Genomic DNA, 13,245 nt, shown 5'->3' with positions numbered 1-13,245 from the left:
AAGGGAGGGTGAGTATACGATAGTTTCACTTTTGTATCCATTCAGCGCAATCAGCTGAATGTTTATCACTCACTTAACAATCCTGCCACAGTTAACATGAAAAAGAATAATAAATTCAAACGGGACAGCGTATCGTGAAAAAAAATGAAAACCGGATCATCCACATTTTTTTCCACAGTTATCAGCATCAAAAAACGCCATAAACCAAAAGCTGCGAAAGGAATCGTCAGCAAGAAATAAAAAGAATGATGATGGGTATACAAGACATACGACAAGTACGCCAGGAACGTGCCCATAGCAGTTATGTTAATTAAAAAGTCCAGTAAAGGGGGATGATATCGGGCGAGTACGGCTCTGCTCACCTCAGCCAATCCCAGCTGCATTTCAAGACGTCTTTTACACAAGGCAATTAAAAAGCTTAAAAGCGTTGCTGTAATGGCCAGCCACCAGGTGATGGGCAAACCAATACCAACAGTTCCTGCCAAAATACGCAGAATAAAACCCAAAGTTATACAAATTACATCAATGATGGGAATATTGCGGAACCAATGGTTATAAAGCAAATTAATGAGCAGATAAATGCCCAGCAAAGCCGTCAACGTGGTTGAGACAGTAAATGCAAGAATCAAACCGGTCAGCAACAAGACAACAAGTACGGTAATGGCAAATCCAGCAGAAACTTCCATACTGGCCAGAGGACGGTTTTGCTTGTGCGGATGCAATCGATCTTCTTCAATATCTTGCAAGTCATTATAGATGTAGACTGCGCTGGCAATTAGACAAAAACAAAATGCTGCAAGCAATGCTTCTAGCCAATAGCCAGGCGTATCAGCATACAATACGCCAAGCAATACAAAAATTGACTTGCTCCAATGATTTACACGCAACAAAGAAAATAATTTTTTTAACCAAGCCATTGCCTGCATCCAGAGGCTATAACCCTAATTTTGCACATTAATCATGATGCGCATTTACCATTAGGATCAAACTAAATAGAGCCAATCATTGATAAATAAGAATAAATAATAGCATTTGTTTTGCATAAAACATACGCTAATCCATCTCACTGACGTTCTTATACCGGATTCTCGCTATCAATAAAAGAATGGCGCAAATCAAAATGAGCAGCAAGATGTTGTCCCAGCGCCTGTATGCCAAAACGCTCGCTTGCATGATGGCCACAGGCAAAATAATGAATCCCGAATTCCTGGGCTTGATAATAAGTCCTTTCTGCAATTTCCCCACTCAAATAAGCATCGACCTGCAAACGCTGGGCATCTTCGATAAAATCTTGCGCAGCACCCGTGCACCAGGCAATGCGTTGGATGGGCTTATCGTTTGGTGAAATCCGTTGAGGTTCTCGTTTTAATTTATCATGTAAAAAATCAGCTAGCGTTGCCGCAGGGGTTGGCTTGTTTAATGTACCGGACCATAACAAATTTGGAGTTTTTGCTACCGTGTGCATTTTAACATCCTTGATTTCCAAAAGCTCAGCTAAACAAGCGTTATTTCCCAAATCTGGGTGGCAATCTAGAGGTAAATGATAGGCAAACAAATTGATATTATGAGTGAGCAGCTGGCCTAAACGGCGGCGCTTTAGCCCGGTTATCACCGGTGCCTCGCCTTTCCAGAAAAAACCATGATGCACGAGCAAAGCATCGGCTTGCATCGCTACTGCTTTTTTTATACTGTCTTCTGAAGCCGAAACTGCCGTGCAAATTTGACTGATGGTGTCCTTGCCTTCTACTTGCATCCCATTGGGTGCATAATCATTAAAATTTTTGCACCCCAGGTATTCATCCAAGTAATTGAGCAATTCTTCTCGTGCAATCACTGCGAACACCGTTTGATGTCTGCGCCGAGCGCGGATAATTTTTCTTCAATACGCTCATAGCCCCTATCCACATGGTACACACGCTCCACTGTGGTTTCGCCTTCAGCCACAAGCCCCGCCAAAATGAGGCTCGCTGAAGCACGGAGATCGGTTGCCATCACCGGTGCGCCGGTTAATTTTTCACTCCCTGCAATCATGGCCGTATTCCCATGTAAGCGAATATGTGCCCCCATTCTTTGTAATTCTTGAACATGCATGAAGCGGTTTTCAAAAATATTTTCAACTACAGTAGATGAACCTTCTGCAATACAATTTAAAACCATAAACTGAGCTTGCATATCCGTTGGGAAAGCAGGATAAGGTGCCGTAGTGATATTTACAGCTTGTGGACGAGCACCATGCATATCCAGGTTTACCCAATCTTCACCTATTGTAATTGCTGCACCGGCTTCTTCAAATTTGCACAACAAGGATAACAGATTATCAGGCTTTACTTTTCTTATAGTGACTTGACCACGCGTGATCGCACCCGCTGCAAGATAAGTCCCTGCTTCGATGCGATCAGGCATTACCGAATAAATTCCACCACCCAATGAATCCACACCCTCAACTTCAATTGTTGAAGTGCCTGCACCGTGAATTTTTGCACCCAATTGCATAAGGAAATTGGCCAAATCAACTACTTCAGGTTCACGCGCAGCATTTTTAATAATCGTCGTACCTTCAGCAAGCACTGCGGCCATTAATAAATTTTCAGTGCCACCTACAGTTACTGTATCAAAGACCAGACTTCTGCCCTGCAAACGGCCGTGTTTACAACGTGCTTTAATAAACCCGTTTTTAACGGTAATTTCCGCCCCCATGGATTTCAATGCTTTTAGATGCAAATCCACAGGTCTGCTGCCGATAGCACAACCACCGGGCAAAGAAACATCAGCCTGACCAAAACGGGCAAGTAAAGGCCCAAGTACCAGAATAGAGGCACGCATGGTTTTTACTAATTCATAGGGGGCTACCAACTCGTTAATATGGCTGGCATCAATTTGTACATTCATTTTTTCATCAATGACAAGCTGTGCGCCCAGCTGGCCTAACAACTCCATCATTGTCGTTACATCTTTTAGGTGCGGAACATTGGCAATGGTTACATTATCGCTGGCCAAAATCGTGGCCGCCATAATTGGTAAGGCCGCATTTTTAGCCCCTGAAATAATGACATCACCGCGTAATGGTTTACTCCCATTGATGATTAACTTATCCATGCTGTTTCTCCCACTCTTCCTTAGTCCAGGTTTTCATACTGAGGGCATGTAAACGGCCGCTGGCAATATGTTCTTTAAGTTGTGTATACACCCATTGTTGTCTGGCCACCTTGGACTTATTCAGGAAGGCATCCGAAACAATGGTCAAGTGATAATGGTAGCCATCTCCGCTGACCTGGACATAATCCACGTCGGGAATACCTCTAAGCTGTTGTTCAAGTTGTTCATTACTTATCATGATTAAATCCACATATATCGGAGTATCACATCAATGCACCACAAGGTTTAAGCTAAAATAGCCTCCACCCCGCAAAATTCTGCCAGGGCATAAATTTCCTTTGGCACATGTTCTATCTTTAATTTTTTATTGCATTGCCTGGCCAAACGGGTGGCTTCGATTAATAAAGCCAATCCTGCGCTATCACAGTGGGTAACATGATGTAAATCCAGACATAAATCCATGGTTTTATCATCATGCAAGGCTTTAACAAGCCGTTTGTAATCCAGCGACACCGTATTAAATGTAAGCTCATTAGAGAGCTTCAATGACTTTTGTACCATTAAGCCGCCTTTTGCTGGCGCATTTGCGCGATTAAATCTTTCATATTCGAGTTTTGCAGTACTTGGCCGAACTGAGAACGGAAGCTTTGCAATAAACTCACTCCTTCAACACTTAAATCATAAATTTTCCATTGGCCATTTTTTGAAATCAAACTGTAGCTTAATGGAATATTTTGCCCGCTGGAACGAATGATAACGCTGTTCACACGCACGAATCGGCCATCCAAGCTACCCCGGATAGGCAGAAATTTGACATGTTCATCAGAATACTCAGCCAGAGGGCTTGCATAAGTACGAATAACCAATTGGGTAAATTCTTTGGCAAATTGTTTCTTTTCAGCGGGAGTTGCCTTATTCCATGCTTGGCGGCCCAGCACAGAACGTGCCATACCCCTCACATCCACAATAGGCAATAAATGCCGCTCTACCGCCTGATAAATTATCTGATGGTTATTTTTCAAGTTGGATTTGTTTTGCTGCAAAGTAGCGATAATTTGAGTTGCAGCATTCTCCAACATGGGAATAGGAGAAGACTGGGCTGCCCAGAGCATGGGAGCCAGCACCAAAGAAACCATAACTAAAAGAATTTTTGTTATTTTCATAGTTCACCTTGCTATCCATTAATCTTATGGAAAAAAATCAGCCTTTAAGCCGGCATCCTTTGAGCTTTATTTTTTAATATTAAACAAAAGTTGCCCAATCAAATTTTCAAGTATAATGGCCTCCTGTGTTTTTGCAATGACATCGCCATCACGCAAATAAGCATGATCGCGCGCATCATCGTCCTCAAACCCCGGCACAATACTGATATAATTTGAACCCAGCAAACCCTCCGTTAAAATACGGGCCGATGTGTCCTCATAAGGGATAGGCTTATCGCGGCGCAACATCATCGTTACCTTGGCATTAAGCTGTTCAGGTTGCAGCTCGATGCCAGTCACTTCCCCAATTTTAACGCCCGCCACCGTCACAGGTGCACGCACTTTCAAGCCCCCAATATCTGTAAATTCTGCAGTTACACGATATACCTTTGAAGATGAAAAATCGGAAATGCCGCTTACTTTCATTACCATAAGCAATAAGGCTGACAAGCCTAGCAGCATAAAAATTCCAACACTTATATCAACATAACGCTGCTTGTTCATTACCAATCTCCAATCATCATTGCAGTCAATAAAAAGTCAAAGCCCAATACGGCCAAAGAGGAAAAGACTACAGTACGGGTAGTTGCCTGGCTTATGCCTTCTGCTGTGGGTACACAGGTAAATCCCTGGAATACAGCTATCCAGATAACGACTACAGCAAAAACAATGCTTTTAATAATTCCACTCAACACATCGGCATGAAAATTTACAGAAGCCTGCATGTTAGACCAAAAACTGCCTGAATCTACTCCCAACCACTCTACGCCTATGAAATAACCGCCATAAATGGCAACCGCCGAAAAAATTAAAGTTAACAGAGGTAACGCAATAATCCCTGCCAAAAACCTGGGATAGACAATACGGCTTAAGGGGTCTATCCCCATCATATCCATGCTGGCCAGTTGCTCGGTTGCTTTCATTAATCCAATTTCCGCCGTCAATGCAGACCCCGCCCTTCCTGCAAAAAGCAAAGCACCAATCACAGGCCCCAATTCCCGAACCACGCTTAATGCCAACAGTTGTCCAAGCTGGGAACTTGCACCAAATTTTTCCAGCGTATTATAGCCCTGCAATCCAACCACCATGCCAATGAACAAAGCTGAAACTACAATGATCAAACAGGACAAAACCCCTACAAAATAAAGCTGGGTACGCAAGTCTGGCCAAAGGCGGGCAAAATCAGGCTTTCTATATAACACTCTTAACAAAAAAAGACCAGAATTACCCATTTTTTGCATGGTGTTTAAACCGCTTTGTCCAAAACGGGCAATGAAATCAAGCATCAAACAATTCCTCCGCGTAAGCTTTCGCAGGATAATGAAACGGTACGACACCGTCTGCTTCTCCATGCATGAATTGGCGTACCAGGGGATTTACAGACTCTTGCAATGCTTGCGGCGTGCCTTCGCCAATGACTCGTCCACCTGCGATTAAATAAACATAATCGGCAATCGAGCAGGTTTCTCCCACATCGTGCGAAACAATAACAGTAGTGGTATTAAGGAGTTGATTCAGGCGCTTAATCAAGCGCACCAAAACCCCCATGGAAATAGGATCCTGCCCTGTGAACGGCTCATCGTACATCATAAGTTCAGGATCAAGTGCAATGGTTCTTGCCAGAGCCACGCGGCGCGCCATACCGCCTGAAAGTTCGGCTGGCATTAACTGCGCTGCACCGCGCAAACCCACCGCCTCAAGCTTCATGAGCACAATATCACGCAGCATGCGCTCATTAAGATCAGTATGCTCGCGTAACGGAAAAGCAACGTTTTCAAAAACTGAAAGATGAGTAAACAAAGCGCTGCTTTGAAACAATAAACCCATTTTCCGACGTGCTACATACAATCCCTTGCGGGGCAAGCGATGGATATTTCTGCCATTTACGAGGATCTCTCCAGAAGCAGGCGTAAGCAGGGCACCAATTAAACGAAGCAATGTAGTTTTTCCACTACCGCTAGGCCCCATAATCGCGGTGATTTTACCGCGCTGCACGGCAATATCGATGCCATTGAAAATTATTTTCTTGTCGTGGGAAAACTTAACTTTTTGAATTTCTACCAAGTTCTCTTGCATTTATTCTTTGTTCCCATTTTTCTTAGCGCACATTATACCTAGTATGAGGGATATTGCGAGATTTCTTGCAGACAGTCTCCGAAATAATATGTTAAAATTTTCCCCTGTTTATACAGGCTAGATGGACAAATGAATTTTTGCAAACTGGGCCTTGCGGTCATTGAAGCAGAAGCACAAGCCGTATCTGAATTAACGCAGCGCATCGACGAACGTTTCGAACAGGCATGCCGGCTTTTACTGGCATGCAAAGGCCGGATCGTAGTAACCGGTATGGGGAAATCAGGGCATATAGGCAATAAAATTGCCGCCACTTTTGCAAGCACCGGCAGCCCTGCATTTTTTATGCATCCCGGCGAAGCAAGCCACGGTGATTTGGGCATGATCACTACCCAAGATACCGTCGTAGCCATTTCCAACTCAGGTTATACCAATGAACTTTTGGTATTGCTGCCCATATTGAAGCGCCTGGCAGTTCCATTGATTACATTAACCGGCAATCCGGATTCAGCCCTGGCTAGAGCGGCTGATGTTAATCTGGATCTGAGCATCAAGCAAGAAGCCTGTCCGCTTGGCCTTGCTCCCACCACAAGTACTACAGTCGCTTTGGTCATGGGGGATGCTTTAGCCATTGCCTTATTGCAAGCCCGCGGGTTTAGCGCTGAGGATTTTGCTTTATCCCACCCTGGCGGTATCTTGGGCAGGCGGCTATTATTACGCATTGATGATATATGTCACCAGGGCGCAGAACTTCCAATTGTTCCTGAACATGCCACCATCAGTGAAGCGTTAATTGAAGTCACTGAAAAAAAATTGGGTATGACTTGCGTAGTAGATAAGCATGGCCAATTAGTGGGTATTTATACCGATGGCGACATACGCCGCACATTAACCAGGCAGTGCGATATCAATCATACCCCACTTTCCGAGGTTATGACGCGCAATTGCCGGACTATTGGGCGGGGGGCATTGGCAGCCGAAGCATTAGCATTAATGCAGCAACACCGTATTACATCCTTAGTCATTGTAGATGCGACGAATAAGCCTTCTGCTGTTGTGCATCTACATGATTTATTACGTGCAGGCGTTTTTTAAGCTGCCGCAAAATTACATGGAAAGAACTTACTGAGACAAAATATGAAAGAATTATTAGAAAAAGCAAAAAAAATAAAATGCCTGATTTGCGACGTGGATGGCGTGTTAACCGATGGCTCGCTTTATCTTGACAATTTTGGCAATGAATTAAAGGCATTCAATGTACAAGACGGCATGGGATTAAAATTGTTAATGTCAGCCGGCATCGAGGTGGCGGTCATCACCACTTCGCAAAATGCAGTCATTGAGCATCGCATGCAGCAGCTTGGTATTCACTACTATTTTAAAGGCCAGGTGGAAAAACAAACGGCCTATGTTCAACTTAAGAATAAATTAGGCTTAGAAGATGAAAATTTTGCCTACGTTGGCGATGATTTGCCTGATCTGCCCATCATCCAACGAGTGGGTCTCGGCGTCGCTGTTGCCAATGCCGTCAGCCAAGTCAAGGAATTTGCGGTTTTCCACACCCAAGCCAGCGGTGGACGGGGTGCAGTGCGTGAAGTTTGTGATTTTATCTTAAACGCCCAAAAGAAATTTGAGGTGGCTTTAACTGGATATTTTGCCGTATGAATGCAGCGAAACAAGCAGCTTGGTTGTTTATGGTGCTAATAGCCCTGGCATGTTCCGGCTGGTATTTCGCAAGCTCCAAGCCTGCTTTGCGACTGGATGATAACACACTGTCCACCACTCCAGATGCCATCATCCAACGATTGACCGTGCGCCAATTTGATGCTCAGGGTAAGTTAATTAATTATCTAAAAACACCATTGGTGCACCATATACCCGCAGAAGATACCCACTGGTTTAAAAATCCATACATCATCATCACCCAGGAAGATCAATCCGCATGGGAAATTCATTCGCGACAAGCCACTTCAATCCATGGCGGAGAGGAAGTCACTTTCAAACAACAAGTGGTTATCCACCAAGGCCAAAGCGAGCGTCCGGAAAGTACGTTAAAAACCGAAGAAGTTACTTATTTCCCCAAACGAAAATACGCCACCACCCAACATGAAGTACTGTTCCAACAAGCAGGCAATGTGGTGCAATCAACGGGGATGAATGCTTATCTTGATGAGAAACGAGTGCAATTATTAAGCAAAGCACGAGGTACTTATGATCCGAAACAGGGTTAAAACACTTGCACTTTTGTTTACTTTCTTATTTCCAGCCTTATGTTTCAGCTTGCCTGAAGATCGGGAGCAAATAATTAAGCTGCACGCGGATACAGCCGATCTCAATCAAAGCACGCATCGCGGTGTATATAAAGGTAATGTATGCCTTGATCAAGGCACAACGCATGTACGCGCAGCCGAAGCGATTACAGAAGGCAATGCGGAAAACAAATTAGTTATGGCCCTTGCCAAGGGAGATAAAAAAAATCAAGCGCATTATTGGGCGACTCCTGAGAAAGATAAACCTGAGCTACATGCTTTTGCCGATGAAATTTATTATTATCCCGAACGCCATGTTATTGAGCTCGTGGGAAACGCTCGTATCCAGCAAGGAGAGAATTCATTCTCTGCTGCCAAAATTATTTATGATACAGAACGCCAACATGTTTTAACCGAGAATAATGGCAAAGGCAGAACGACCATCATCATTCACCCAGAGAAAAAATCATGAGTGAATTGACTGCCCTGCATTTAAAAAAATCATTCAAGGGACGGACCGTTGTCAATGATGTCAGCATGAACATCAGGCGTGGAGAGTGCGTTGGCTTGTTAGGCCCTAATGGTGCTGGAAAAACTACGTGTTTTTACATGATCGTTGGCTTACAAACCTGCGATGAAGGGCAAATTCTTTTAGATGGAAAAGATATTACCAAAACTGCCATGCATCAGCGTGCCCGCTTAGGCATTGGCTATCTACCACAAGAAGCATCCATTTTTCGTAAAATGACAGTAGCGGAAAACATTTACTCCATTTTACAGCTGCGTTCGGATCTGAATGAAGAACAGCGTCAGGCAAAACTTGCGCAATTGATGAGCGAATTTCACATTACCCATATAGAAAAAAGTTTAGGCATGAGTCTTTCCGGCGGCGAGCGCCGGCGTGTGGAAATCGCCAGAGCTCTAGCTATTGAGCCATCCTTTATTTTGCTCGATGAGCCTTTTGCCGGAGTGGATCCGATTTCAGTACTGGACATCAAAAAAATTATTTTACACCTTTGTGATAAAAACATTGGCGTATTAATCACTGATCATAATGTACGTGAAACCCTGGATATTTGCGGGCGAGCTTACATTGTTAACCAAGGCAATATCTTGTGTGAAGGTACCCCACAGGATATTCTTGCTAATCAACAGGTGCGCTCTGTTTATCTCGGAGAAGATTTTTCACTCTGATGGCAGTATTTTATGTTGCTGATTATTGATAACTACGATTCATTCACTTACAACCTGGTGCAATATTTTCAAACTTTAGGCCAGGAAGTTTTAGTGTATACAAATGATCAAATCACCATTCCTGCAATTGCAGCACTCACTCCACAATATTTGGTTATTTCCCCTGGACCCAATGCTCCCGAACAAGCTGGCATATCCTTGGCTGCAATTGAATATTTTTATCCACGCATTCCAATTTTAGGCGTTTGCCTGGGACATCAATGTTTGGCACATGCTTTTGGGGCGAAAATTACATCAGCTCCACAAATTTTCCATGGTAAAACATCGAGAATTACCCACAACAAACGTGGCCTTTTCAACAATATTCCCGGTAATTTTTCAGCAACCCGCTATCACTCTCTCACCATCGCACCTGAAACCTTACCTCCTTGTTTCGCTATCGATGCATGGGCTGAGGATACCATAATGGCAATTTCTCATCGTCAATATCCACTTTATGGGCTACAATTTCACCCGGAAGCCATTTTGACCGAGCATGGTCATCAACTTTTAGCCAATTTTTTGCAATATGATCAGTGAAATATTTGAACAACTCATTGCGCGTCAAGATTTATCCAGCGCACAAATCAAACGCATCATCGCTTGTTGCATGGATGGTAAGCTAAACGATACGCAAATTGGTACCTTTCTGGCCTTGATGCGTGCAAAAGGCGAAACAATCCACGAATTAACGGCAGCGGCAGAAGTCATGCAAGGATTTGCTCATTTCATAGACTTAGGAGCAGACTTGATAGACATTGTAGGAACCGGAGGGGATGGAAAAAACACGTTCAATGTCTCAACCGTTTGCAGTTTTGTCGTCGCTGCCGCCGGGGCGCAAGTGGCAAAGCATGGCAATCGCTCCGTTTCCGGCCGCAGCGGCAGCGCTGATTTGCTTATTGAAGCTGGATTTGAACTGAACTTGCCGGACATACAATTACAAAATTGCCTGCATGAATGTGGGATGGTATTTTTATTTGCACCTCACTTTCATCAAGCCATGCAATACGTACGCCAGGCGAGACAATATTTAGGGATCCGCACCCTGTTTAATTTGTTAGGGCCTTTACTGAATCCTGCCAAGGCAAAAAAGCAAGTAGTCGGCGTGTGCACTGCACAATTAGTTGAACCCATCGCTAACGTTCTGGTTAACTTAGGAGGCGAACGCATCCTTGTTTTGCATTCGCAAGATGGTTTGGATGAAATCAGCATTGCCGCCCCGACGCAAGTCATGGAATATAAACAGGGGAAATTTATATCTTGGTCTATTAACCCGAAAGATTACGATTGCTATCATGAAAACCTGAACGCGATTGTGGTTTCTGCTCCGCAACAAAGCCTGCAACTAGCACGCTCTGTGTTTTCGGGGATAAAAGGGCCAGCACGGGATATCGTACTGTTGAATAGCGCTGCTGCAATTTATTGTGCCGATCTCTGTCCTTCATTTGACGAAGCGCTAGCTAAAGCTTCAGCTGTAATCGATAGCGGGCAAGCTTTAGAAAAATTTATGAAATTAAAAGATTTAATGCAAGGCGATAGAAAATAATGAGTATTTTGAGCAAAATTTATGAATATAAAAAAGAAGAAGTAGCCCAGGCTAAAAAACTTCGCCCGTTAAATGCGCTTGCCACTGTTCCCCCATTCCCTATTCGTGATTTTGTAAAAGCAATTGCTGATAATCGACCTGCCATTATTGCAGAAATTAAAAAAGCTTCACCCAGCAAGGGAGTGATCTGCCCTGACTTTAATGTGGAAGCTATTGCAAAAACCTATACGCAACATGGTGCGGCTTGTCTCTCTGTGCTGACTGATGTTCATTTTTTTCAAGGCAATCCAAGTTTTTTACACGTTGCGAAAACGCATAGTTCATTGCCAATATTGCGCAAAGATTTCATCATTGATTCTTACCAAATACATGAAAGTCTGGCATTGGGGGCCGATTGCATTTTATTGATTGCAGCCATGCTTGATGATCAACAAATGCTAGATTATTGTCGGCTCGCACAGGAATTGGGCATGTCGGTCCTGGTAGAAAGCCATGATCGTACTGAGCTGGAACGGGCGTTGCAATTACCCACTCCCTTAATAGGCATTAACAATCGCAGCCTGCATACTTTCCAAACCACCTTGCAGCAAAGTATTGACTTAAAAAAACACATCCCCTCCAATAAACTTATCGTCAGTGAAAGTGGCATTCACTCTGCCGTAGATATAAAAAAATTAGAAGCAAGCGGCATTCATGCATTTTTAATTGGGGAAAGCCTTATGAAGGCTACAGATGCAGGGGCTTTATTACAATCTTTCCTTCACTAAACTACACTTTCATTATCTCCTCCTACAGGCACGTTTTTATTTGTTTTGCTATGATAAATTATGCATAATGTTTCTTTTTTTATCATCGAGAGCTTATGACCAACAAACTCACCATAAACTTGATTAAAAAAATTGTCAGCCATGCTGCAAAAAATCAAGAGGGAGACGTAGCTAACTATATTCCTGAATTGGCCAATGTAAATAAAGACATTGCCGCCATGGCCGTTACTCTTCTCAGTGGGGAAACTTTTTCTTACAGTAATGAACCCTTATCTGCGGTTACCCTGCAAAGTACTGCCAAACTTATTCCTTTAATTGGATTACTCGAAGAAGCTGGCTTGGAACAAGTATTCCAGTGGGTGAAGGTGGAACCTTCGGGAGATGATTTTGCCTCCATCACCCGTTTGGAACAATTTGGGCCTATGCCCTCTAATCCCATGCTGAATGCTGGCGCCATCACGTTATGTTCACATATCCCAGGAACGGGGGAGTTACAATTTGCCTGGATGGAGAATTGGGTAAAGAAATTGTTCAATACACCATTGCGCATTAATCCGTTGGTATTCGCATCAGAGAAGCGCACAGGCGATCGCAACCGCTCCCTGGCGTATCTATTGCATAGCCGAAATAACTTGGGGAGCAATGTCAGCGATACTCTGGATTTGTATTTTTCCTTATGTTCCTACGAAGCTACTATCGAGCAAATGCTTTATTTACCCGTTTTGCTTGCGAACTTGGGCAAAGATCCAACCACTGGCCAACAAATCCTTTCCGTTGACACTTGTAAAATCACACTTGCTATTATGGCTACTTGCGGTTTATACGATGAAACCGGAACCCATATGGTGCGTACAGGAATGCCTGCAAAAAGTGGTGTCTCCGGCTACACAGTCGCTGTGGTAGCTGGGAAAGCAGGGATCGTGGTACTTGGTCCACGCGTTAATAAAAAAGGAAACAGCATCCGCGGCGAAATTATGCTGGAAGAATTGTCAAAAACCATGAATTGGCATTTCGCAATACCCTAGCATTATTGCTTCCCATTGAGAAATGGCTGGCAGCAATAAAATATTATACCCTAT

General features: G+C 43.6%; 18 protein-coding genes. 9 read left to right on the top strand and 9 right to left on the bottom strand.

The window, feature by feature from the left end; all coding sequences use genetic code 11:
• Window positions 1–65: 65 nt before the first annotated feature.
• The 9 genes from ELY11_RS06395 to ELY11_RS06355 all read right to left on the bottom strand — a co-directional run bounded on the left by ELY11_RS06395 (window position 66) and on the right by ELY11_RS06355 (window position 6,374).
• Window positions 66–917, bottom strand: a complete 852-nt coding sequence (locus ELY11_RS06395; RefSeq protein ID WP_126954380.1) for a decaprenyl-phosphate phosphoribosyltransferase — start codon at window positions 915–917, stop codon at window positions 66–68.
• 158 nt (window positions 918–1,075) lie between these two features.
• Window positions 1,076–1,834, bottom strand: coding sequence for a Nif3-like dinuclear metal center hexameric protein (locus ELY11_RS06390; protein WP_126954379.1), 759 nt, complete (start codon window positions 1,832–1,834; stop codon window positions 1,076–1,078).
• Window positions 1,831–3,096 carry a UDP-N-acetylglucosamine 1-carboxyvinyltransferase gene (gene murA / locus ELY11_RS06385; protein WP_126954378.1) on the bottom strand — a complete coding sequence of 422 codons (1,266 nt, stop codon included), beginning with the start codon at window positions 3,094–3,096 and terminating at the stop codon, window positions 1,831–1,833. Before murA ends, ELY11_RS06390 begins: the two co-directional genes overlap by 4 nt.
• Window positions 3,089–3,334 (bottom strand): BolA family protein, encoded by a 246-nt coding sequence (locus ELY11_RS06380; protein ID WP_127032725.1) that lies wholly within the window; start codon window positions 3,332–3,334, stop codon window positions 3,089–3,091. Before ELY11_RS06380 ends, murA begins: the two co-directional genes overlap by 8 nt.
• A 47-nt stretch (window positions 3,335–3,381) precedes the next feature.
• Complete coding sequence (locus tag ELY11_RS06375) at window positions 3,382–3,657, bottom strand: STAS domain-containing protein (protein WP_126954376.1); 276 nt, start codon at window positions 3,655–3,657, stop codon at window positions 3,382–3,384.
• The gene (locus ELY11_RS06370) at window positions 3,657–4,232 is read right to left on the bottom strand and encodes an MlaC/ttg2D family ABC transporter substrate-binding protein (protein ID WP_371923171.1); all 576 of its coding nucleotides are present in this window, start codon (window positions 4,230–4,232) and stop codon (window positions 3,657–3,659) included. The genes ELY11_RS06375 and ELY11_RS06370 overlap by 1 nt, the downstream gene beginning before the upstream one ends.
• Window positions 4,233–4,325: 93 nt before the next feature.
• Window positions 4,326–4,802 (bottom strand): outer membrane lipid asymmetry maintenance protein MlaD, encoded by a 477-nt coding sequence (gene mlaD / locus ELY11_RS06365; protein ID WP_126954374.1) that lies wholly within the window; start codon window positions 4,800–4,802, stop codon window positions 4,326–4,328.
• Window positions 4,802–5,584, bottom strand: a complete 783-nt coding sequence (mlaE, locus tag ELY11_RS06360; protein WP_126954373.1) for a lipid asymmetry maintenance ABC transporter permease subunit MlaE — start codon at window positions 5,582–5,584, stop codon at window positions 4,802–4,804. Before mlaE ends, mlaD begins: the two co-directional genes overlap by 1 nt.
• Window positions 5,577–6,374, bottom strand: coding sequence for an ABC transporter ATP-binding protein (locus tag ELY11_RS06355; RefSeq protein ID WP_126954372.1), 798 nt, complete (start codon window positions 6,372–6,374; stop codon window positions 5,577–5,579). The genes mlaE and ELY11_RS06355 overlap by 8 nt, the downstream gene beginning before the upstream one ends.
• 129 nt (window positions 6,375–6,503) lie before the next feature.
• Between ELY11_RS06355 and ELY11_RS06350 the strand changes: the two genes are divergently transcribed.
• From ELY11_RS06350 to glsA, 9 genes are all read left to right on the top strand, one after another.
• A complete protein-coding gene (locus tag ELY11_RS06350; protein WP_126954371.1) occupies window positions 6,504–7,466 on the top strand; it encodes a KpsF/GutQ family sugar-phosphate isomerase in 963 nt (320 codons plus the stop codon).
• Window positions 7,467–7,508: 42 nt separating this feature from the next.
• Window positions 7,509–8,036 (top strand): KdsC family phosphatase, encoded by a 528-nt coding sequence (locus ELY11_RS06345; protein WP_126954370.1) that lies wholly within the window; start codon window positions 7,509–7,511, stop codon window positions 8,034–8,036.
• Window positions 8,033–8,602 carry an LPS export ABC transporter periplasmic protein LptC gene (gene lptC / locus ELY11_RS06340; protein WP_127032724.1) on the top strand — a complete coding sequence of 190 codons (570 nt, stop codon included), beginning with the start codon at window positions 8,033–8,035 and terminating at the stop codon, window positions 8,600–8,602. The genes ELY11_RS06345 and lptC overlap by 4 nt, the downstream gene beginning before the upstream one ends.
• Entirely contained in the window at window positions 8,583–9,092 is a 510-nt protein-coding gene (lptA, locus tag ELY11_RS06335; RefSeq protein ID WP_126954368.1) for a lipopolysaccharide transport periplasmic protein LptA, read from the top strand. Before lptC ends, lptA begins: the two co-directional genes overlap by 20 nt.
• Window positions 9,089–9,814 (top strand): LPS export ABC transporter ATP-binding protein, encoded by a 726-nt coding sequence (gene lptB, locus ELY11_RS06330; protein ID WP_127032723.1) that lies wholly within the window; start codon window positions 9,089–9,091, stop codon window positions 9,812–9,814. The genes lptA and lptB overlap by 4 nt, the downstream gene beginning before the upstream one ends.
• Window positions 9,815–9,826: 12 nt before the next feature.
• On the top strand, window positions 9,827–10,393 hold the full coding sequence (locus ELY11_RS06325) for an anthranilate synthase component II (protein WP_127032722.1): 567 nt from the start codon (window positions 9,827–9,829) through the stop codon (window positions 10,391–10,393).
• Window positions 10,383–11,399, top strand: coding sequence for an anthranilate phosphoribosyltransferase (gene trpD, locus ELY11_RS06320; RefSeq protein ID WP_126954365.1), 1,017 nt, complete (start codon window positions 10,383–10,385; stop codon window positions 11,397–11,399). The genes ELY11_RS06325 and trpD overlap by 11 nt, the downstream gene beginning before the upstream one ends.
• Window positions 11,396–12,166 (top strand): indole-3-glycerol phosphate synthase TrpC, encoded by a 771-nt coding sequence (gene trpC / locus ELY11_RS06315; protein WP_127032721.1) that lies wholly within the window; start codon window positions 11,396–11,398, stop codon window positions 12,164–12,166. Before trpD ends, trpC begins: the two co-directional genes overlap by 4 nt.
• A gap of 95 nt (window positions 12,167–12,261) precedes the next feature.
• Window positions 12,262–13,191, top strand: coding sequence for a glutaminase A (glsA, locus tag ELY11_RS06310; protein ID WP_126954363.1), 930 nt, complete (start codon window positions 12,262–12,264; stop codon window positions 13,189–13,191).
• Window positions 13,192–13,245: the final 54 nt, after the last annotated feature.

Source organism: Legionella septentrionalis (assembly GCF_003989745.1).
In the GTDB taxonomy this organism is placed as follows: Bacteria; Pseudomonadota; Gammaproteobacteria; order Legionellales; family Legionellaceae; genus Legionella_A; species Legionella_A septentrionalis.
Note: the sequence above shows the minus strand (reverse complement) of the source record. Positions and strands in the feature narration are given on the sequence as shown.